This window comes from Caulobacter sp. HJHS_5 (assembly GCF_056683955.1).
On sequence record NZ_JBWZNC010000009.1, the window covers coordinates 28,299 to 49,275 of the forward strand.

Consider the following 20,977-nt stretch of genomic DNA (forward strand, 5'->3'; position numbering starts at 1 on the left):
CGTTAACAGGCGGGCGCGTTAACTGCGTCCTCGTTTGGCGTTCTCCCTCATCGGGAGCGTGTTTTAGGCGGAGCGTAGAATGACCCCCGCGAGCATCCGGTCGGACGGTCGCCTTCACGACCTCGAACATCTGCGCGAAGAGCTGCGCGACAATCCCGCGATCGTCCGCGACGATCCGGAGCTGCTGCGGGCGCTGGGCCTGCGCATCGACGCGGCCAATGTCGTCGACTTCGGCCCGGCCGCCCTGGCCCGCGTCGCCGAGGAGGCCCGACGCGAGTCGACCGCGCGCCAGACCCTGGAAGACACCGCCCGCGCCAACTTCGCCGCCCAGGCCCAGACCCATGCGGCGGTGATCGAACTGCTGGACGCCCGCAACCATTCCGACCTCGCCCGCCGGGTCGACCACATCGCCACCCATCGCTTCGGCCTGCTGGGCGCCGTCGTCGCCCTGGAAGGGCCGGACCGCGTGCCGGCCGGCTGGCGCACCCTGGTCGAGGGCCAGATCGATCTGATCCTCGGCGAAGGTCGCGACGCCCGCATGGGCCCGGCCCCGACGGCCGTCGGCCTGTTCGGCGCCCGCAGCGGCGATGTGGGCAGCATGGCCATGGCCCGCATGGGCCTGGGCGCCCCCGAACGCGGCGCCCTGATCGCCTTCGCCTCGGGCGATGAGAACGGCTTCACCCCGGACATGGGTCCGGAACTGGTCGGCTTCCTCGCCCGCGTCGTCGAACGCACCGCCGAGCGCTGGCCGATCCTCGCTTGAGCGGCGCGGCCGCCACATCGGCCGACGACGCCCTCGCCGGCTGGCTCGTCCAGCTCGCCCACGAACGCCGCGCCAGTCCGCGCACGGTGGAGGCTTACGGCGCCATCGGCCGCGCCTATCTCGCCTTTCTCGCGAAACATCGCGGCGGCGGCCTCTCCGCCGCCGACCTCGCGGGCGTCGAGGCGGCCGAGGTGCGCGCCTTCCTGGCCTTCCGCCGCGCGGGCGATGGCGATCGTGGGGGCCTCTCGGCCCGCTCGCTGTCGCAGAGTCTCTCGGCCCTGCGCACCTTTCACCGCTTCCTCGATCAACGTCTCGGCCTGGAGAACGCCGCCCTTTCCCTGGTGAAGGGGCCGAAGGTGCGCCCCGGCCTGCCGCGACCGGTCAGCGAGGATCAGGCGCGGGGCCTCATCGCCGAGGTGGCCGAAAGCGATCTCGAAGATTGGGAGGTCGCCCGCGACCAGGCGGTGCTGACCCTGCTGTGGGGCTGCGGCCTGCGGATTTCCGAGGGCCTGTCGCTGACCCGAGCCGACGCGCCCCTGCCCGAGACCCTGCGGATCACCGGCAAGGGCGGCAAGACGCGGATCACTCCGGTGCTGCCCGCCGTGCGCGAGGCGGTCGACGCCTATCTGGCCGTCCTGCCCTTCCCGCTCGAACCGGGCGACGCCCTGTTTCGCGCCAAGCGAGGCGGGCCGCTGAGCCCCCGCCATGTGCAGGCCTCGATGCAGCGTCTGCGCGGCCGGCTCGGCCTCTCGGAGCGCGCGACGCCGCACGCTCTGCGCCATTCCTTCGCCACCCACCTGCTCGGCGCCGGCGCCGACCTGCGCTCGATCCAGGATCTGCTCGGCCACGCCTCGCTGTCGACGACGCAGCGCTACACTCAGGTGGACGCCGCCGCCCTGCTGGGCGCCTACAACGCGGCGCACCCGAGGGCCTGAAACCTCAGGGCTTGATGGCGGGCTCGCCCTCGTAGCGGATGATCACCGGCGTCTGACAGCCGCCGACCCTGCGCATCACCGTTCGCTCCAGCCGCGCGCGGGGCTGCTGGGCCAAGGTCTGGACGCCGCTTTGAGCCTGGGGAACTGGGGTTCGCGGCGCGGGAGGCGTCGACTTGTCCGCCGAGGCCGCCCAGGCCTGATTGTTTTCGCAGGCCGGACTAGGCGTCACGTCGCGAATCGAGCTCCCTAAAATGACTTGCGGAGCAGATGCGGAAGACGCCGGGCCAGCTATGGCCGCAGCGAGAACAAGGACGCTCAACATGACGCAGGCTCCCAGATCGTGACGACGGGAGGCTATCACCGGCCGCGCCGCACGACTACGGCCCCGTTCTAGCGCGCCGGCAGCTCTCGCGGGCGGCGGTCCTCGCCGATGGCGACGAAGGTGAAGGTCGCCTCGGTCACCTTCTGGGTTTCCTCGCCCTCGCGGGCGCGCCGCCACGCCTCGACGGCGACCCGCAGCGAGGTGCGTCCGGCGTGGACGAGGGTGGCGTAGAAGCTCACCTCGTCGCCGACCGCGACCGGCCGCAGGAAGCTCATGCCGTCCACCGCCACGGTGGCGCAGCGGCCGCCGGCCCGGCGGGTGGCGATGGTGGCGGCCGCCAGGTCCATCTGGCTCATCAGCCAGCCGCCGAAGATGTCGCCGGCCGGATTGGTGTCGGCCGGCATGGCCACCACGCGGATGGTCGGCGCCTCGGAAGGCTGCCGCGGGGTGGGGATCGCCGGGTCGGACATGCCCGTGTCCTAGGCCTGCATCGTCCAGCCTTCGACGCCCATGGCCGCCTGGCGCAGGGCCTCCGAGCGGGTGGGGTGCGGGTGGCAGGTGCGGGCCACGTCTTCCGAGGCGCCCGAGAACTCCATGGCCACGCAGTATTCGGCGATCATGTCGCCGACGTTGGGGCCGACCATGTGCACGCCGAGGATGCGGTCGGTCTTGGCGTCGGCCAGCACCTTCACCTGACCTTCGGTCTCGTGGTTGATCTTGGCGCGGCTGTTGGCGAGGAACGGGAACTTGCCGACCTTGTAGGCGACTCCCTCGGCCTTCAGCTCCTCTTCGGTCTTGCCGACCGTGGCCACTTCCGGGGCGGTGTAGATCACGCCCGGGATGATGCCGTAGTTCACGTGGCCCGCCTTACCGGCGATCAGCTCGATGCAGGCGACGGCTTCGTCCTCGGCCTTGTGGGCCAGCATCGGACCCGAGGTCACGTCGCCGATCACCCAGACGCCGGCCGCGCCGGTCTTGTAGTGGCCGTCGTGGGCGATCATGCCGCGCTTGTCGGTCTGAACCCCAACGGTCTCCAGGCCGAGGCCCTGCGTGTAGGGACGCCGGCCGATGGCGACCAGCACATAGTCGGCGGTCACGGTCTCGGCGGCGCCGCCGGCCACAGGCTCGAAGGTCAGTTCGACGGCCTTCGGCGTGGCCTTGGCGCCGGTCACCTTGGCGCCCAGCTTGAAGCTGAAGCCCTGCTTGGTCAGGGCCTTCTGGAAGACCTTGGCGGTCTCCTCGTCCATGCCCGGGCAGATGCGGTCGAGGTATTCGACGACGGTGACTTCCGCCCCGAGGCGGCGCCACACCGAGCCGAGCTCCAAGCCGATGACGCCGGCGCCGATGACCACCAGGCGCTTGGGGACTTCCGGCAGCGACAGGGCGCCGGTGGAATCGACGATGCGCTTGTTGTCGACGGTCACGCCGGGCAGCGGGGTCGGCTCCGAGCCGGTGGCGATGACGATGTTCTTGGTCTCGAGGGTGGTCTCGCCGCCGTCGTCGGCCTTGACCACCACCTTGCCCGGCCCGTCGATACGACCCCAGCCTTTGATGTAGTCGACCTTGTTCTTCTTCATCAGGAACTCGACGCCCTTGGTCAGGGCGTTCACCGAGTCCTGCTTCTGCGTCATCATCTGCGGCAGGTTGAGTTTCGGCGCGACCTCGATGCCGAGGGTCTTGAACTCGGCGCCGGCGGCCTGCTCGTAGAGCTCCGAAGCGTGGAGCAGCGCCTTCGAGGGCATGCAGCCGACGTTGAGGCAGGTGCCGCCGAGCACGCCGCGCCCTTCGACGATGGCCGTCTTCAGACCCAGCTGGCCGGCGCGGACCGCCGCGTTGTAGCCGCCGGGGCCGCCGCCGATGATCACCACGTCGTACTGAGCCATGACTTGCCGAAGTCCTTTGAGAGAGTGCGGTTTCGTTTACGCCGCGAGACCGGAGGGTCAACCGGCCACGCTGAAAATCAGCGCCTGGAGGCTCCAGGCGGCAAGGGCGGAGGTCGCCGGGTGTTGTCTACGGTGTAGATGCCCCACCCCATCGCCCCTAGCACCAACAGTACGCCGTAGCCGAAGGGATCGACCTCCGCGCCAGAGCCGATGGTCTGCAAACTATAGTAACTCTGCTGTACCGCTGCAGCGACGAAGCCAGCCAGCCAGGCCCAAATCGCCGTTCGCCGCCGCCTAATCAGGAGAACGACGGCGCTGGAAAACGCGACCGCGTTGACAGCCGATAGCAAGATGCTGGGCCAGTCCGTGGTGGCGATCAGCAGGTCCACTTCGAACTTAGGAATTAGTCGGACGCCGAACTTGCCAGCAGCCACCACCACTGCGACAGCCGCCGCGCCGAACGCCCAAACACTCAGCACGACAACCATCACAAGGCGCAGGACGTCCTTGGGCGACGCCCGCAGGCGCACGGGGCGGCCTTAGAGGTCCAGCAGCAGGCGCTGCGGATCTTCCAGGGCTTCCTTCAGCTTCACCAGGAAGCCGACGGCGCCGGCGCCGTCGACGATGCGGTGATCGTAGCTGAGGGCCAGGTACATCATCGGGCGGATCACCACCTGGCCGTTGATGGCCATCGGGCGCTCCTGGATCTTGTGCATGCCGAGGATGCCCGACTGCGGGGCGTTGAGGATCGGCATCGACATCAGCGAGCCGTAGACGCCGCCGTTCGAGATGGTGAAGGTGCCGCCCTGCATGTCCTCGATGGTCAGCTGACCGTCGCGGGCCTTCTTGCCGAGGGCGCCGATGCCCTTTTCGATTTCGGCCAGCGAAAGCTGGTCGGCGTCGCGCAGGACCGGAACGACCAGGCCCTTCTCGGTGCCGACGGCCACGCCGATGTCGTAGTGGTTCTTGTAGACGATGCTGTCGCCGTCGATCTCGGCGTTGACGTCCGGCACGGCCTTCAGGGCGTGGACGGCGGCGCGGGTGAAGAAGCTCATGAAGCCGAGCTTCACGCCGTGCTTCTTCTCGAACACGTCCTTGTACTGGTTCCGCAGGGCCATGATCGCCGTCATGTCCACCTCGTTGAAGGTGGTCAGGCTGGCGGCGGTGTTCTGGGCTTCCTTCAGGCGGCGCGCGATGGTCTGGCGCAGGCGGGTCATCTTCACCCGCTCCTCCCGCTCGTGCAGGGCGCGCGGCGCGGCCGGGGCGGCGGCCGGGGCCGGGGCGGCGGCGCGGGCTTCCAGGGCGGCCAGGGCGTCGCCCTTGGTCACCCGGCCGTCCTTGCCGGTCCCGGCGACGGTCGAGACGTCGAGGTTGTTCTCGGCGGCGATGCGAGCCACCGACGGAGCCTGGCCGGCCGGAGCCGCGACCGGCGCGGCGGCGGCAGGCGCCGGGGCCGGAGCCGGTTCGGCGGCCTTGGCCGGGGCCGGCTTGGCGGCCGGAGCCGCGGCGGCGGCGCCCGAGCCTTCGCCGACCACGCCCAGGATCGTGCCCGGAGTGACCGTGTCGCCTTCGTTGGCGTTGATGCTGCTCAGCACGCCATCGGCCGGGGCGGCGACTTCAAGGCTGACCTTGTCGGTTTCCAGCTCGACGAGGATTTCGTCCTTCTTCACCGCATCGCCGGGCTTCTTGGTCCACTTCGCCACCGTGGCTTCGGTGACGGATTCGCCAAGGGCGGGGGTCATGATGTCGGGCATGGAATTTTCCGGGGCTTTTGGGTCGGCTTCGGGCGGGCGGGACGGTTAGGGGCGGATCAGGCGGCGAAGGCATCGTCGAGGAAGGCGGCGAGTTCGCGCAGGTGGCGGCTCATCAGACCGGCGGCGGTCGAGGCGCTGGCCGGGCGGCCCACGTAGCGGGCGCGCTTGGCCTTCACCTTGAGGCGGTCGAGCGTCAGTTCGAGCCACGGGTCGACGAAGGTCCAGCCGCCCATGTTCTTCGGCTCTTCCTGCACCCACACCAGTTCGGCGTTCTCGAAGCGGGCGAGCTCGGTCGACAGCGACTTCATCGGCCACGGATAGAACTGCTCGAGACGCATGATGTAGACGTCGTCGATGCCGCGCTTCTCACGCTCGTCGAGCAGGTCGTAATAGACCTTGCCCGAGCACAGCAGGACGCGGCGGATCTTCTCCGGCGCCTGCAGCTTGATCGTGGTGTTGACGCCGCGCTCGGCGTCGTCGTGCAGCACGCGGTGGAACGACGAGCCATCGGCCATGTCCGACAGCGTGGACACCGCCTTCTTGTGGCGCAGCAGGCTCTTCGGCGTGAAGACGATCAGCGGCTTGCGGAACTCGCGGCGCAGCTGGCGGCGCAGCACGTGGAAGTAGTTGGCCGGGGTGGTGCAGTTGACCACCTGCATGTTGTCTTCCGCGCATTGCTGCAGGAAGCGCTCGACGCGGGCCGAGGAGTGCTCGGGGCCCTGGCCTTCGTAGCCGTGCGGCAGCAGCATGACGAGACCGCTCATCCGCAGCCACTTGCGCTCGCCCGACGAGATGAACTGGTCGATCACCACCTGGGCGCCGTTCACGAAGTCGCCGAACTGGCCTTCCCACAGGGTCAGGGTGTTCGGGTCCGCGAGGCTGAAGCCGTACTCGAAGCCGAGCACCGCCTCTTCCGAGAGGGCGCTGTCGATCACCTCGTAGTTCGCCTGGCCCGGACGGATGTTGTTCAACATCGTGTAGTGGCTCTCGGTGGTCTGATCGATCAGATCCGAGTGACGCTGGGTGAAGGTGCCGCGCACGCTGTCCTGGCCGGACAGACGCACCGGATTGCCTTCGTCGAGCAGGGTCCCGAACGCCAGGTGCTCGCCGAGCGCCCAGTCGATGCCTTCGCCGGTCTCGATGGCCGCGCGGCGGCCCTCCATCATGCGGCGCACGGTCTTGTGGACGTCGAAGCCCTCGGGGATCGTGGTGATCGCGCGGCCGATGTCGAGAAGCTTCTGGGCCGGCACGGCGGTGACGCCGCGGCGCTCGTCGCCCTCGGGCAGGGCCAGGCCCGCCCACTTGCCGTCCAGCCAGTCGGCCTTGTTGGCCTTGTACGCCTTGCCGGCGTCGAATTCCTTGTCGAGGAAGTCGTTGAACTCGTTCAGCCAGCCGTCGATGTCGGCGTCGGTGGCCACGCCCTCGGCCACCAGGCGGCGGCTGTAGAGTTCGCGGGTGGACGGGTGATCCTTGATCTTCGCGTACATCAAGGGCTGCGTCATCGTCGGGTCGTCACCTTCGTTGTGACCGAACCGGCGGTAGCAGAACATGTCGATGACCACGTCCTTGCCGAACATCTGGCGATATTCGGTGGCGACCTTGGCGGCGAACACCACGGCCTCGGGGTCGTCCCCGTTCACGTGGAAGATCGGGGCCTCGACCATCAGGGCGACGTCCGAGGGGTAGGGCGACGAGCGCGAGTAGCGCGGGTTCGTCGTGAAGCCGATCTGGTTGTTGACGATGAAGTGGATGGTGCCGCCCGTGCGGTAGCCCTTCAGGCCCGACAGGGTGAAGCATTCGGCCACCACGCCCTGGCCGGCGAAGGCCGCGTCGCCGTGCAGCAGCAGCGGCAGGACGTGGCCGCGGCCGGCGTCCGGCTGCTCGCGCAGGGTGTAGGCCTGCTTGGCCCGCGCCTTGCCGATCACCACCGGGTTGACGATTTCCAGGTGCGACGGGTTGGCGGTCAGTGACAGGTGGACGCTGTTGCCGTCGAACGAGCGGTCCGACGAGGCGCCCATGTGGTACTTCACGTCGCCCGAGCCTTCGATGTCGGACGGGACCGACGAGCCGCCTTGGAACTCGTGGAAGATCACGTGATACGGCTTGCCCATCACGGCGGCGAGCACGTTCAGGCGGCCGCGGTGCGGCATGCCCAGCACGATGTCCTTCACGCCCAGGGCGCCGCCGCGCTTGATGATCTGCTCCATGGCCGGAACCATGGCTTCGCCGCCATCGAGGCCGAAGCGCTTGGTGCCGGGGAAGCGCTTGTGCAGGAAGCGTTCGAAGCCTTCGGCCTCGATCAGCTTCTTGAGGATGGCGATCTTGCCGTCGGCCGTGAACACGATCTCCTTGTCGCGTCCCTCGATCCGCTCCTGCAGCCAGGCCTTCTCGTTGGGATCGGAGATGTGCATGTACTGCACACCGACGTTGCCGCAGTAGGTGCGGCGGACGATGTCGAGGATCTCGCGGATCGTCGCCGTCTCGAGGCCCAGCACGAAGTCGAGGAAGACCGGACGGTCGTAGTCGGCTTCCGAGAAGCCGTAGCTCGACGGCTCAAGCTCGGTGGCCTCCGGCGCCGGGTCCAGGCCCAGCGGGTCGAGGTTGGCCGACAGGTGGCCGCGCACGCGGTAGGCGCGGATCATCATGATGGCGCGCAGGCTGTCGAGCGTCGCGGCGCGGACGGCCTCCGGCGAGGCGGTCGGCGACTTCTCTGCGATCTTGGCGCCCAGCTTGGCTTCGACCGCCGGCCACATGCCGTCGATGGCGCTCAGCCAGTCGGGGCGAACGGTCGGGGTGGGCTTGGGCGTCCAGGCCGGCTTGCGGGCCGCGGCCTTGGCGTCGACGGGCGGATCGCGCAGCGCCGCGAAGAAGGCGGCCCAGGACGGCTCGACCGATCCGGGGCTGTCGGCCCATTTCGCATAGAGGTCTTCGACGAAGGCGGCGTTGCCGCCGTAGAGGAATGAAGTCTCGGTCAGAACCTGGTTCAGGTGACCCGCGTCGTCCGCCATCGTATTCGCCTTCAGCCGTCTCTCGCGGCCGCCCTATCACGCACGCGTGAATATATAGTCTCTTTTTGAGCCCCGCCCACGTGCGCCCGGGCAGACTCCAGAAAATTAAGGCCGGCGACCGAAGCCGCCGGCCCTGAACCTCAGCCCTTCAGGACCTCGAGCAGGGTCTCGCCCAGCTTCGCCGGCGACGGCGAGACGCGGATGCCCGCCTCTTCCATCGCGGCGATCTTGTCCTCGGCGCCGCCCTTGCCGCCGGAGATGATCGCGCCGGCGTGGCCCATGTGACGGCCCGGAGGCGCCGTGCGACCGGCGATGAAGCCGACCATCGGCTTCTTGCGGCCGCGCTTGGCTTCGTCCTTCAGGAACTGGGCGGCCTCTTCCTCGGCGCTGCCGCCGATTTCGCCGATCATCACGATCGACTTGGTCGCCTCGTCGGCCAGGAACAGCTCCAGCACGTCGATGAACTCGGTGCCCTTCACCGGGTCGCCGCCGATGCCAACCGCGGTGGTCTGGCCGAGGCCGGCGTTGGTGGTCTGGAACACGGCTTCATACGTCAGGGTGCCCGAGCGCGAGACCACGCCCACCGAACCCTTGGAGAAGATCGAGCCCGGCATGATGCCGATCTTGCACTCGCCCGGCGTCAGAACGCCCGGGCAGTTCGGCCCGATCAGGCGGGTCTTGGAGCCCTGCAGCGCCTTCTTCACCTTCACCATGTCGAGCACCGGGATGCCTTCGGTGATGCAGACCACCAGCGGAATCTCGGCCTCGATGGCCTCGAGGATCGAGTCGGCCGCGAAGGGCGGCGGCACGTAGATCACCGAGGCGTCGGCGCCGGTGGCGTCGCGCGCTTCGGCGACGGTGTCGAACACCGGCAGGCCGATGTGGGTCTGACCGCCCTTACCGGGGGTGACGCCGCCGACCATCTTGGTGCCGTAGGCGATGGCCTGTTCGGAGTGGAAGGTGCCCTGGGCGCCGGTGATGCCCTGGCAGATGACCTTGGTGGCCGAGCTGACGATGATCGACATTAGCGGGCGCCCTTCACGGCGGCGACGATCTTCTCGGCGCCGTCCGACAGGTCGTTGGCCGCGATCACGTTCAGTCCGCTCTCATTGATGATTTTCTTGCCGAGTTCGACGTTGGTGCCTTCGAGGCGCACCACCAGCGGAACCTGCAGGCCGACTTCCTTCACAGCGGCCACCACGCCCTCGGCGATGATGTCGCAGCGCATGATGCCGCCGAAGATGTTGACCAGGATGCCTTTGACGGCCGGGTCGGCGGTGATGATCTTGAAGGCCGCGGTGACCTTCTCCTTCGAGGCGCCGCCGCCGACATCGAGGAAGTTGGCCGGCTCGGCGCCGTACAGCTTGATGATGTCCATGGTCGCCATGGCCAGGCCCGCGCCGTTGACCATGCAGCCGATCTCGCCGTCGAGGGCGATGTAGGCCAAGTCGTACTTCGAGGCTTCGATTTCCTTGGGATCTTCCTCGGTGGTGTCGCGCAGCTCGACGATGTCGGGGTGGCGGAACAGCGCGTTGCCGTCGAACGACAGCTTGGCGTCGAGGACGCGCAGGTGATCGTCGGCGGTGACGATCAGCGGGTTGATCTCCAGCATCGACATGTCCTTGGCCATGAAGGCTTCGAACAGCTGCTTCAGCAGGCTGGCGGCTTCCTTGGCGAGGCCGCCGGTCAGGCCCAGGGCCTTGGCCAGGTTGCGCGTGTGGGTCGGCCACACGCCTGTCGCCGGGTCGATGGTGAAGGTGTGGATCTTCTCGGGGGTGGCGTGGGCCACTTCCTCGATGTCCATGCCGCCTTCGGTGGAGGCGACGACCGAAACCTTGCTGCTCTCGCGGTCGACCAGCAGCGACAGGTAGAATTCCTTGGCGATCGCCGCGCCTTCCTCGATGTAGAGGCGATTGACCTGCTTGCCCTTGGGGCCGGTCTGGTGGGTCACCAGCACGCGACCCAGCATCTCGGCGGCGTTGGCCTTCACGTCGTCGACCGACTTGACCACGCGGACGCCGCCCTTGGCGTCCGGGCCGAGGCCTTCGAACTTGCCCTTGCCGCGGCCGCCGGCGTGGATCTGCGACTTGACCACGAACACCGGTCCGCCGAGTTCCTCGGCGGCCTTGACCGCTTCGTCGACCGTGAAGGCGGCGTAGCCGCGCGGGACCGGGACGCCGAACTCCTTGAGGACGGCTTTGGCTTGATGCTCGTGAATGTTCATGGAATTCCGGGTGTGTCCGGCGCGTGGGCGCGAAAAGTGGCCGGGGTTATAGGAGCGCCTCTTCGCAGGCGCAACCGCGGGACGGCCTGATTCCGTATACAGATTTTCGATGCTTGAGAGCGGTGCAGCGCGCCGCGGCTCAATCGACCCAGTCGCGGCGTAGGGTGCGCGAGGCGAGGATGAACAGAACCACCGCCAGACCGTAGAAGGCCACGCCCGAGTACATGGCGTAGCGGAGCGATTCCGCCCCGAAATGCGGCTTCAGGAGGTTAGACATCGCCCCGAAATAATAGGTCCCAAGGCCCAGGCCGACGAGATTGTTGATCAGCAAAAAAGCGGCGGCGGCGGTGGAGCGCATCGACGGCGGCGCCAGTCGCTGCGCCGCGGTGAGCACCGGCGGCAGCCAGGTCAGCCCCAGTCCGATCATCAGGGCGAGCAGAACGAAGGCCGCCGGCAGCCACGGCGCCGAGGCGGCGAGGAAGAAAAGCGGCGCGGCGCAGGCCAGGCCGACCGCCGGGATCAGGGCGTAGACGCCGGGCCGCCCCTTGGCGGCGGCGAGGCGGTCGCCGATCAGGCCCGCGGCCCACAGGCCGGCGAGCCCGCCGAGCAGGTAGAATCCGGCCGAAAACCAGGCGCGGTCGACATCGCCCATGGCCAGGCTGCGCTTGAGGAAGGTCGGAACCCAGAAACTGAGGCCGTAGCCGCAGACGGAGGCCGAGGTCGAGGCGAAGGTCAGCAGCCAGAAGCTCGGCTTGCCGGCCAGGAGGCGGAGGGTCGCGCCGAGCTGGAGCGGGGCGGCGGCGGTCGGGCGCGGCGGATCGCGCACCACGAGGCGGAACGGCAGGGCGAAGACCAGGCCGGCGAGGCCGATCGCCACGAAGGAGACGCGCCAGTCGAAGGCGTGGGCGATCAGGCCGCCGAACAGATAGCCGCAGGCGGTGCCGATCGGGATGCCGAAGGCGTAGACCGCGGTCGCCCGCGCTCGCTGGTCGGCCGGGAAGGCGTCGCCGATCAGGGCGTAGGCCGGGGCGACGCCGCCCGCCTCGCCAATCCCGACGCCAACCCGGGCCAGGAACAGCGACCAGAACCCCGTGGCCGCGCCGCAGAGGGCGGTGAAGCCGCTCCACACCGCCAGGGCGACGGTCATCACCCAGGTGCGGCTGGTACGGTCGGCCAGGGCGGCGATCGGCACGCCGAGGGTGGTGTAGAGCAGGGCGAAGGCCAGGCCGCCCATCAGCCCCATCTGTCCGTCGTCGAGCTTCAGCTCGGCCTGGATGGCGGGGGCGAGGATCGAGAGGATCTGCCGGTCGATGAAGTTGAAGGTGTAGGCGGCGATCAGCATCGCCAGCACGGCGGCCCGGTAGGCGGGGCTGAAACCGGCGGCGCCGGCGGACCTGGGATCGCTCATCCCTCTCGATTGGCCCGCCCGCCCCGGACTGTCGAGCTTAGAAAAAGTCGGGTCAGAAGAAGACCTCGAACAGCAGCCGCCCCGGCAAGAACGCGAGCAGCCCCGCCAGCACCAGGCCGCCGACGAACATGCTGGTCATCGCCCGCGCGTGAATGGCCACTTTCCGGCGCTTGATGGCGAACACCGCCGCCGGCAGGCCGATCACCGTCCAGCCGCTGAGGAAGTGGATGAACGACAGGCCGTTCGGGTTCAGTCGATGGATCCAGAACGAGCTGATCGCCGTGACGCCCATGGCGATCACCCAGGTCCAGCCCAGGACCTTGTGCGCTTGCGAGCCCTTCACGCCGGACAGCAGCACGATCCCGATGGCGAGGGCGACCAGGGCGGCGGTCAGGTGGAGCTTGATCTGCACCGGCGCGGCCGCGACCAGCGCCAGGTTCGGGAGATGCGGGGCGCGCGCCGCCACGGCGTGCTCGGCGTTGAAGAAGCGCGCGGTGGCGAAACCGATCACGACGAGGGCGACGGCCAGCCCGATCGCGATGTTGCGCTTCAATCCCGGCACGTTGCGCAGTCGCGGCGCCGAGGCGGCTTGTTCCGACATGACGATCTCCCCTAAGCCTTGCGGGACCGGCGGCCCCGCTTCGCCGCCGGGTGTGGAGCCGCCTTGTCCGAGCCGCAAAGCCCGATGCGTCAGCCGCCGCCTCCGCTACGCCAACCGCAGGCGCCCGCCGTTCGCGCTTCGTGGATGGCGTTCGTGAAGGAGCGCGCGTTTCACCGCGGCCTGGCCATCGCCGCCGTGGCCGGCGCCTTCCTGGCCCTGACCGGCGCGTTCGGCAGCGGGGCGGCGCCCCTGGTCGAACGCCTCGCCTATTGGATCGGCGTCTGCCTGCTGGGCGCGGTGTTCGGCGGGCTGCTGGCCTTCCTGATCCGCCGTCGGGCGGCGATCGAGCAGCGCCCCTGGATGTGGGCGGGGATCATGACGCTATGGCTGTCGGTTCCCTTCACCGTGATGGTGTTCGCCATCACCACCCGGGCGTTCGGCGGCGACGTCAGCCTCGCGCGCCTGCTCGGCTTCTATCCTTCCGTGGTGCTGGTCACCGCGGCGATCACCGGCCTCAACTTCCTGACCTACCGCCGCGTGGCCGGGTCCTCCGTCGTCGCCGAAACCGAGCCGCCGCCGCCCGCCTTCTTCGATCGACTGCCCGCCAGGCTGCGCGGCGCCGAGCTGTGGGCCGTCGAGGCCGAGGATCACTATCTGCGCCTGCACACCTCCAAGGGTCAGGACCTGATCCTGATGCGCCTGTCCGACGCCGTCGCCGAGCTGAAGGGTGTCGACGGCGCCCAGACCCACCGCTCCTGGTGGGTGGCGCGGGCGGCCATCGTCGAGGTGCGGCGCGGCGACGGGCGGGCGACCCTGACCCTCCAGGGTGGCGCCGAAGTTCCGGTGAGTAGGGCTTATTCGCGCACCTTGCGCGCCGCCGGTTGGTTCTGAGCCCCGCTTCGCCTTAGAACAGTCGCTTCCGGGTTCCATCGAGACGTCATGACCTCAGACGCGCACGATCAGGTCCGCCCTCGCCGCAGCGCCCTCTACCTGCCGGCGTCCAACGCGCGCGCGTTGGAGAAAGCGCGCACCCTGCCCTGCGACGTGGTGATCCTCGACCTGGAGGACGCCGTGGCCCCCGAGGCCAAGGCCGAGGCGCGCACCGCCGCCGTCGCGGCGATCCGGGCCGGCGGCTTCGGACCGCGCGAGCTGATCGTGCGGGTCAACGGCCTCGACACCCCCTGGGGGGCCGAGGATCTCGCCGCCGTCGGTGCGGCCGGCCCCAACGCGGTGCTGGCCCCCAAGGTCGGCTCGGCCGAGGACGTGGCGACCTTCGACGCCGCCCTGGCGGACGCCCCGGCCCACACCCGCCTGTGGGCGATGATCGAGACGCCGTCGGCGCTGTTTCACCTCTGGGAAATCGCCGGCATGGCGGCCGCCTCGCGCCTCTCCGGCCAGATCGTCGGCCTCAACGACCTCGCCAAGACCATGCGGGCGCGGCTGACGCCGGACCGCGCCGGTTTCGTCGGCGTTCTCGCCCAGGCGGTCGCCGCCGCGCGCGGCCACGGCCTGACCATCCTCGACGCGGTCAGCAACGAAATCCAGGACGTCGCCGCCCTGGAGGCCGCCTGCCGCCAGGGGGCCGACCTCGGTTTCGACGGCAAGAGCCTGATCCATCCGGCCCAGATCGAGATCGCCAACCGCGCCTTCGCCCCGTCCGACGACGACCTGACATGGTCCCGCGCGGTGATCGCCGCCTTCGAAAACCCCGCCAACGCGGGCCTGGGCGTGCTGAAGGTGCAAGGTCGCATGGCCGAACTGCTGCATCTCGTCGAGGCCCGTCGCCTCGTCGCCCTCGACGCCGCCATCGCCCTGAAGGCCGCCGCATGAGCAAACCCGTTCGAGCCGCCGTCGCCGCCCTGATCGCCGTCGCCCTGGCGACGCCGGGCCTCGCCTTCGCCCAGGAGACGGCTCCGGTCGAGACCCCGATCGCCACCGCCGCCCAGCCCGCCCTCACCCAGAGCACGCCGGCGGACGATCCCATCGCGGCCCTCCTCTCGACCCAGGCCACCGACGCTCCGCCGCCGCCCGTCGCCGCGCCGACCGGGTACACGCCGTCCTACGCCCGGCCCAATCCCTCGGGCCTCGACCGCCCGGTGATGCTGCACGAGACCGGCCTGTCGCCGGATGGGCCGCCGGACGCCTCGGAAATCTATTACGAAACCCGCGTGCGCGGCGGCATCGCGGCGGCCCAGGGGTTGCAAGGCCCGCTCGACGGCGGCTGGACCCTGAGCACGGCCGACGGCGGCAAGCTGTTCGCCTTCCAGATGGTCGATCCCGGTCTCGGTCGCGGCGACCTCGAGGGCGCCTGGCGCGACCTGCAGCGCGACGAAGGCATCGGGACGGTCGGCCTGATCGATGACGTCCAGCGCCTCGACGGCGACCTGACCCTGCGCTTCATCCCTCGCGGCGGCGACGACGCCGTCCTGGTGAAGCTGACCCCCACCTCGGACGGCGGCTGGGTCGGCCAGATGACCGACAAGACCGGCGCCACGCCTGTCGCCCTCGTGCGGGACGGCCCCGCCCCTGCCGCGGGCTACGCCGTGCTGGGCGTCAGCAACGGCCCCGCCTACGCCCCTCGCCCCTACGACTCCACCGTGCGCAAGGCCCCTGCCCGCAAGCCGGTCGCCAAGGCGAAGAAGAAAAAGACCACGGCGAAGAAAAAGAAGCGCTAGCGCCGGCGGCTTTCTCGCGGTCGGAAGGCCCTCCCCGAAACGTCTCGGAAATTTCGCATCTTCGGCATGGAACCGCCGCGCTCCGGCCGGATTTTCCGTGCGACTGAGCGATCCAGGGGCAGGGCGCAGCCGTCGCGAGGGAGAGGCCCATGGCCGACCACATCATCATCGAACGCTCGGGCCATGCCTGGGCCGTGAAGCACAACGGCAGCTTCCTTGGCCTCGCCCGATCGCGCGACGAAGCCGCCGTCGTCGCCCAGGACCTGGCCGAATGGATCGCCGGCCGTGGTCGCACGCCGGTCGTGGTCGGGCCTGAGGAGCGGTCGTTCGGCCCGCCCGACGTCAAGCCTCAGAGACCCAGCGACGCCCGCGCCGCCGCCAGCCCCGCCGCCTCGCCCGCCGCGGAGTAGGGTACGGCGGTTCCGACGCCCCACACCGGCCCCGCCCAGGCGGGATCGCCCGGCCGTCGTCCGACGACGTGCATGTGAAGTTGCGGCGTAACGTTGCCGAGAGCGCCGATGTTCAGCTTCTCGACGAGGAAGCCCGTCGCCTCCCCGATCGCCCGCACGGCCGCGCCGCAGGCCACGGCCTCCTCGATCAACTGCGCCCGGTCGGCGGCGGACAACGCCTCGACCTCGACCAGGCCCGCCCGGCGGGGGATCAGACAGATCCACGGCCAGCGGGCGTCGGACTGCAGCCGCGCCTCGCAGAGCCTCAGGCGGCCGATCGGCCTCGAGGTGGCGTGAAACGGCGGGGCGAGGGCGAATCCGGCCTCGGGATCGAGATTCTGAGAGGGCATGTGACGAAGTTTGACCTCCGAGCCCCGGTTTGGTCCAGCGCCCTTGCCGCGAAGGCCGGTCGGCGATAGACCGCCCGCGACCTTAAGCAGCCGCCCTCACAGTCGGAGAACACTACATGGCTCGCGCGAAAATCGCCCTCATCGGCGCCGGCATGATCGGCGGCACCCTGGCTCACATCGCCGCTCGCGAAGAGCTGGGCGACGTGATCCTGTTCGACATCGCCGAGGGCACCCCGCAGGGCAAGGCGCTGGACATCGCTCAAGGCAGCGCCGTGTTCGGCAAGGACGTGGCCCTGAAGGGCGCCAATTCCTACGAGGACATCGCGGGCGCCGACGTCTGCATCGTGACCGCCGGCGTGCCGCGCAAGCCCGGCATGAGCCGCGACGACCTGGTGTCGATCAACCTGAAGGTCATGAAGGCCGTCGGCGAAGGCATCAAGCAGTACGCCCCCAACGCCTTCGTCATCTGCATCACCAACCCGCTCGACGCGATGGTCTGGGCCCTGCAGAAGTTCTCGGGCCTGCCCCACGCCAAGGTCGTCGGCATGGCCGGCGTGCTCGACTCGGCCCGCTTCGCCCTGTTCCTGGCTGAAAAGACCGGCGTGTCGGTGGAAGACATCCACGCCTGGACGCTCGGCGGCCACGGCGACGACATGGTGCCGATGGTCCGTCACTCGACCGTCGCCGGCCTGCCGCTGACCGAACTGGTCGCCCAGGGCTGGATGACCCAGGAAGAACTCGATGGCATCGTGAAGCGCACCCGCGGCGGCGGCGGCGAGATCGTCGGCCTGCTGAAGACCGGCTCGGCCTTCTACGCCCCGGCCGAGAGCGCCATCGCCATGGCGACGTCCTACCTGAAGGACAAGAAGCGCGTCCTGCCGTGCGCCGCCTACCTGAACGGCGAGTACGGCCTGAAGGATCTGTACGTCGGCGTGCCGGTGCTGATCGGCGCCAACGGCGTCGAGAAGATCGTCGAGTTCACCACCAACGACGAAGAGAAGGCGATGTTCTCCAAGTCGGTGGACTCGGTTCAGACCCTGATCAAGGCCTGTAAGGAAATCGAGCCCTCGCTGGCCTGATCCAGCACGCCGCAGGTTCAGACCGTTGGCGAAGACGACCCCGGCGACCCTGGCCCTCGCGAAGGCCGGGGTCGCCTTTTCTTTGGCGACCTACGACTACGATCCCGACGCCCCGCGCATCGGGCTGCAGGCGGCCGAGGCGATGGGCGTTTCGCCCGAGATCGTGCTCAAGACCCTGATGGCCCTGGTCGACGGCAAGCCGGTCTGCGTGGTGCTGCCCTCCGACCGCGAGGTTTCGATGAAGGCCCTGGCGGCGGCGGTCGGGGGCAAGTCGGCGGCGATGATGAAGCCGGCCGACGCCGAGCGGACGACCGGCTACAAGATCGGCGGCGTCTCGGCCTTCGGTCAGCGCAAGACCGTCCCCACGGTGTTCGAACAGGCCGCTCTCGCCCACCCCGAGGTCTTCATGAACGGCGGCGGGCGCGGCGTGCAGGTCAAGCTCGACCCCAAGGCCGCCGTCGCGGCGCTCAAGGCGGCGGTCGCGCCGATTTGCTCGGCCTGACCGCCTGGGTAAGGTCGGGCGCATGACCGTCGGCCCCACTCTCGAAACCGCCCGCCTGATCCTGCGTCCGCCGATCCTGGAGGATCTCGACGCCTGGACCGCCTTCTCCGCCGATGAGCAGGTGACGCGCTTCGTCGGCGGGCTGCAGTCGCGCTCCCAGACCTGGCGCATCCTCAACACCATGATCGGGTCGTGGGTCAGCGAAGGCTTCGCCATGTGGTCGGTGATCGAGAAGGACAGCGGCCGCTGGATCGGCCGCATGGGCCCTTGGCGGCCGGCCGACTGGCCGACGGCGGAGGTCGGCTGGGGCTTGGCCCGTCAGGCCCAGGGCAAGGGCTACGCCACCGAGGCGGCCGTCGCGGCCGTCGACTTCGCCTTCGATCGGCTCGGCTGGGAGCGGGTCGATCACTGCATCGCCCCGGATAACGCGCCTTCGGCGGCCGTGGCGACCCGGCTGGGCGCGCGCCCTCATCGTTCGGGCAGGCTGATGCCCGAGCCGTACAAGGACATGGTCATCGACATCTGGGGCCAGACCCGCGCCGAGTGGACGCGGAACCGCCGCAACCTGATTGGCTAGGCCGCTGCGGCGGGCGCCTGAGACGCGCGCAGCAACGCTTCAATGGCCTCAAGATCCACCGGGCGGCCGTGCAGATAACCTTGGAACGAACTGCAGCCGGCCGAGACCAGACGCTCCTGCTGGGCGGTGGTTTCGACACCCTCGGCGGTGACCTTCAGACCCAGCGCCCGGCCGAGCTTGATGATGGCGCGCACCACCTTGTCGGCCTCGGCCTCCGTGCCGAGGTTGGCGACGAACGAGCGATCGATCTTGATCTTGTCGATCGGGTAGGCGTTCAGATAGCTCAGGCTCGAATAGCCCGTGCCGAAGTCGTCGAGGGCCAGCTGGAAGCCGACATCCCGCAGCTCGCGCAGCACCGTCTGGGTCCGCTCGTCGTTGTCGACCAGCACGCCCTCGGTGATCTCCAGTTCGATCTGCCGCGCCTCGATGCCGGCCTCGGCCAGCAGATCCTTGCACAGGCCGACGAACCCCGGTTCGCGCAGTTGCATCGGCGAGACGTTGACCGCGATCCGCAGGTGCGGCCAGCGGCGCGCCGCCTGAAACGCCTGGGTCATGACGAAGCAGCCCAGGCGATGGATCAGCCCCGCCTCCTCGGCGATCGGGATGAAGAAGGCCGGCGAAATGGGGCCGCGCTCCTTGTGCCGCCAGCGGACCAGGGCCTCCAGGCCGTCGACCTTGCCGCGCGGGCCGATCTGCGGCTGGTAGGCGACCTGCAGGGCGCCGGCGTCGAGGGCGGCGCGCAGCTCGACCTCGATCTGGTGGCGCAGGTGCAGGCTCTCGTCCATCGTGGCTTCGAACACCGAGAAACGGCCACGACCGGCGCGCTTGGCGGCGTAGAGGGCGAGGTCGGCCTGGCGGATGGCGTCGGCGCCGCTGAGGCGGTCGTCCTCGATGATGGTCACGCCGATCGAGGCGCTGAGATAGGCCTGGCCCGACGGGAACTCGAGCTTGCCGCTGAGGGCGGCGTTCAGGCGCGCGCAGACGGTCTCCACCGCGCCGCGGTCTCCGACGGGCGCGAGAACCAGGGCGAACTCGTCGCCGCCGAGCCGGGCCACGGTGTCGCTGGCGCGCGAAACACCGAGAATCCGCCGCGCGGCGGTCTTGATCATCTCGTCGCCGGCCTGGTGACCGAGCGTGTCGTTCACCTGCTTGAAGCGGTCGAGGTCGATGCAGACCACGGCCAGTCCCCCGCCCATGCGGCGGCGGATTTCGAGGGCATGATCCAGGCGGTCGCTGAACAGGGCGCGGTTGGCGAGCCCGGTCATCGTGTCGTGCAGCGCCAGATGCTGGGCATGCGCCTCGCTGGCGGCCAGGCGCCGCGACATTTCCCGCGCGCGAAGCGCCACCCAGGCGCCGGCGCCCAGGGCGAAGAGGGTGAAAGTCCAGAGGATCGGTATCAGCGGCCCGATGATTTCCCGAGCGGGGGAACGCGGCGTCCACGCCAGGCCGAACCGAGCGGGGACCCCGTCGAAGGTGATCGGCGTCATCAGCTTCTTCGGCGCGGGGTCGCCGATATCGACCAGGTCGAAGTCCGACAACTGTCGGATTTTGGCGTACTCGGCGATGTAGTCGTTGAGGTTGACGACGCTGACCATCGCGATCCCGTCGCTCGGCCGACGGAGGGCGATCGACAGTTCCGGCTGGTCTGCGAAGACATCGACGGAAGTCGCCGTGGTCAGGCCCTGCGCGTCGGGACGGGCTTGCGCCAATTTCTGGAGCACGGGCTGCGCGGCGTGCAGCGCGGCATAGGGGGAAACGAGGCCGGCGTCGGCGCCGGCGGCAAATCCGATCAGCCGGCCCTGCCCATCGACAGACAGGGCCCGGCCGCGCTTTTCGGGCGCGGGCGGCTTGGCGGGATCGGCCTGGGCGAGCAGTTGGTAACGGCCGGGAAAGAAGGTCGAAGCCTTGCCGGTCAGGCCGGAGGCGAGCACCGTGCGTTCGGTGCGGCGCGAAACGGCGTCGGCGCGCATGCCGAGCACGATCGTCGAGACGTGCACGGCCGCGAGGGCCAGGAGTCCCACAACGGCCAGGGCGACGATCAATCGATCGCCCACCGCCGCCGTTCCGGACGTCGTTTTCTGCATGACGCTTCCCACCCCCCGTTTTGGGCAGGGTCGTCAAAACTGGTTAAAAACCCGCTGTGACGCGGCCCGGGCGGCGAAATGTCGCGCCGCCGCCTCAGCCGGCGATGGCGAGCGCCTGACCGACTTCGATCTTCAGCTTGGCCGGCAGGGTCACCGTGATCTGCTGGCCTTCGGCCAGCGGGGTGCGCAGGTGATTGGCCCAGGTTCCGTCCTCGGCGGCGATCACCTCGCCCGCGGAACCGGCGCCCAGCGCGCGCAGACGCGCCCGCTTGCCCATGAAGCCTTGCTCCAACGCTTCGACGATGAACATCGCACCTGCTCCGAACTGAAACACTCAGGAAACCATACAGCAGGTTTGGCGCC

Annotated in this window: 21 protein-coding genes; 9 read left to right on the forward strand and 12 right to left on the reverse strand. The window is 69.3% G+C overall.

Annotated elements, in window-relative coordinates; genetic code table 11:
• Positions 1-79 precede the first annotated feature (79 nt).
• Together ACFLIT_RS17125 and ACFLIT_RS17130 are read left to right on the forward strand one after the other, a co-directional pair.
• On the forward strand, positions 80-763 hold the full coding sequence (locus tag ACFLIT_RS17125) for a DUF484 family protein (protein ID WP_479912476.1): 684 nt from the start codon (positions 80-82) through the stop codon (positions 761-763).
• Complete coding sequence (locus ACFLIT_RS17130; RefSeq protein WP_479912477.1) at positions 760-1,698, forward strand: tyrosine recombinase XerC; 939 nt, start codon at positions 760-762, stop codon at positions 1,696-1,698. Before ACFLIT_RS17125 ends, ACFLIT_RS17130 begins: the two co-directional genes overlap by 4 nt.
• A gap of 390 nt (positions 1,699-2,088) precedes the next feature.
• Here the strand turns inward: ACFLIT_RS17130 and ACFLIT_RS17135 are convergent, their stop codons facing one another.
• The 9 genes from ACFLIT_RS17135 to ACFLIT_RS17175 form a co-directional block, all read right to left on the reverse strand.
• Positions 2,089-2,490: an acyl-CoA thioesterase gene (locus tag ACFLIT_RS17135; protein WP_479912478.1), complete on the reverse strand. Its 402-nt coding sequence runs from the start codon at positions 2,488-2,490 to the stop codon at positions 2,089-2,091.
• 9 nt (positions 2,491-2,499) lie between these two features.
• Entirely contained in the window at positions 2,500-3,903 is a 1,404-nt protein-coding gene (gene lpdA, locus ACFLIT_RS17140) for a dihydrolipoyl dehydrogenase (RefSeq protein WP_479912479.1), read from the reverse strand.
• A 77-nt stretch (positions 3,904-3,980) separates the two neighbouring features.
• Positions 3,981-4,433 carry a hypothetical protein gene (locus ACFLIT_RS17145; protein WP_479912480.1) on the reverse strand — a complete coding sequence of 151 codons (453 nt, stop codon included), beginning with the start codon at positions 4,431-4,433 and terminating at the stop codon, positions 3,981-3,983.
• 9 nt (positions 4,434-4,442) lie between these two features.
• A complete protein-coding gene (odhB, locus tag ACFLIT_RS17150; RefSeq protein ID WP_479912481.1) occupies positions 4,443-5,657 on the reverse strand; it encodes a 2-oxoglutarate dehydrogenase complex dihydrolipoyllysine-residue succinyltransferase in 1,215 nt (404 codons plus the stop codon).
• A gap of 56 nt (positions 5,658-5,713) precedes the next feature.
• Positions 5,714-8,665 carry a 2-oxoglutarate dehydrogenase E1 component gene (locus tag ACFLIT_RS17155; RefSeq protein WP_479912482.1) on the reverse strand — a complete coding sequence of 984 codons (2,952 nt, stop codon included), beginning with the start codon at positions 8,663-8,665 and terminating at the stop codon, positions 5,714-5,716.
• Between the two features lie 140 nt (positions 8,666-8,805).
• Complete coding sequence (sucD, locus tag ACFLIT_RS17160; RefSeq protein WP_479912483.1) at positions 8,806-9,690, reverse strand: succinate--CoA ligase subunit alpha; 885 nt, start codon at positions 9,688-9,690, stop codon at positions 8,806-8,808.
• Entirely contained in the window at positions 9,690-10,889 is a 1,200-nt protein-coding gene (gene sucC, locus ACFLIT_RS17165; RefSeq protein WP_479912484.1) for an ADP-forming succinate--CoA ligase subunit beta, read from the reverse strand. The genes sucD and sucC overlap by 1 nt, the downstream gene beginning before the upstream one ends.
• A 139-nt stretch (positions 10,890-11,028) precedes the next feature.
• Positions 11,029-12,297: a spinster family MFS transporter gene (locus ACFLIT_RS17170; RefSeq protein WP_479912485.1), complete on the reverse strand. Its 1,269-nt coding sequence runs from the start codon at positions 12,295-12,297 to the stop codon at positions 11,029-11,031.
• 52 nt (positions 12,298-12,349) lie between these two features.
• Positions 12,350-12,898, reverse strand: coding sequence for a DUF2306 domain-containing protein (locus ACFLIT_RS17175; RefSeq protein ID WP_479912486.1), 549 nt, complete (start codon positions 12,896-12,898; stop codon positions 12,350-12,352).
• Positions 12,899-13,042: 144 nt separating this feature from the next.
• Here ACFLIT_RS17175 and ACFLIT_RS17180 point away from each other — a divergent pair, with 144 nt between their 5' ends.
• From ACFLIT_RS17180 to ACFLIT_RS17195, 4 genes are all read left to right on the forward strand, one after another.
• Positions 13,043-13,789, forward strand: a complete 747-nt coding sequence (locus tag ACFLIT_RS17180) for a LytTR family DNA-binding domain-containing protein (RefSeq protein ID WP_479912487.1) — start codon at positions 13,043-13,045, stop codon at positions 13,787-13,789.
• A 48-nt stretch (positions 13,790-13,837) separates the two neighbouring features.
• Complete coding sequence (locus ACFLIT_RS17185; RefSeq protein WP_479912488.1) at positions 13,838-14,728, forward strand: HpcH/HpaI aldolase/citrate lyase family protein; 891 nt, start codon at positions 13,838-13,840, stop codon at positions 14,726-14,728.
• Positions 14,725-15,573, forward strand: coding sequence for a hypothetical protein (locus tag ACFLIT_RS17190; protein ID WP_479912489.1), 849 nt, complete (start codon positions 14,725-14,727; stop codon positions 15,571-15,573). Before ACFLIT_RS17185 ends, ACFLIT_RS17190 begins: the two co-directional genes overlap by 4 nt.
• 149 nt (positions 15,574-15,722) lie before the next feature.
• Positions 15,723-15,983 (forward strand): hypothetical protein, encoded by a 261-nt coding sequence (locus ACFLIT_RS17195; RefSeq protein WP_479912490.1) that lies wholly within the window; start codon positions 15,723-15,725, stop codon positions 15,981-15,983.
• On the opposite strand, the gene ACFLIT_RS17200 is transcribed toward ACFLIT_RS17195, so the two are convergent.
• Positions 15,923-16,372 (reverse strand): HIT domain-containing protein, encoded by a 450-nt coding sequence (locus tag ACFLIT_RS17200; RefSeq protein WP_479912491.1) that lies wholly within the window; start codon positions 16,370-16,372, stop codon positions 15,923-15,925. The genes ACFLIT_RS17195 and ACFLIT_RS17200 overlap by 61 nt on opposite strands.
• A 116-nt stretch (positions 16,373-16,488) precedes the next feature.
• Between ACFLIT_RS17200 and mdh the strand changes: the two genes are divergently transcribed.
• Genes mdh through ACFLIT_RS17215 form a run of 3 tightly spaced genes read left to right on the forward strand, consistent with a single transcriptional unit; the run spans position 16,489 to position 18,530 of the window.
• Positions 16,489-17,451 carry a malate dehydrogenase gene (gene mdh / locus ACFLIT_RS17205; RefSeq protein ID WP_479912492.1) on the forward strand — a complete coding sequence of 321 codons (963 nt, stop codon included), beginning with the start codon at positions 16,489-16,491 and terminating at the stop codon, positions 17,449-17,451.
• Positions 17,452-17,476: 25 nt separating this feature from the next.
• Entirely contained in the window at positions 17,477-17,953 is a 477-nt protein-coding gene (gene ybaK, locus ACFLIT_RS17210; RefSeq protein ID WP_479912493.1) for a Cys-tRNA(Pro) deacylase, read from the forward strand.
• Positions 17,954-17,975: 22 nt separating this feature from the next.
• Positions 17,976-18,530, forward strand: a complete 555-nt coding sequence (locus ACFLIT_RS17215; protein WP_479912494.1) for a GNAT family N-acetyltransferase — start codon at positions 17,976-17,978, stop codon at positions 18,528-18,530.
• On the opposite strand, the gene ACFLIT_RS17220 is transcribed toward ACFLIT_RS17215, so the two are convergent.
• Positions 18,527-20,614, reverse strand: coding sequence for a putative bifunctional diguanylate cyclase/phosphodiesterase (locus ACFLIT_RS17220; protein WP_479912495.1), 2,088 nt, complete (start codon positions 20,612-20,614; stop codon positions 18,527-18,529). The genes ACFLIT_RS17215 and ACFLIT_RS17220 overlap by 4 nt on opposite strands.
• A 94-nt stretch (positions 20,615-20,708) precedes the next feature.
• Positions 20,709-20,924 (reverse strand): hypothetical protein, encoded by a 216-nt coding sequence (locus tag ACFLIT_RS17225; protein ID WP_479912496.1) that lies wholly within the window; start codon positions 20,922-20,924, stop codon positions 20,709-20,711.
• Positions 20,925-20,977: the final 53 nt, after the last annotated feature.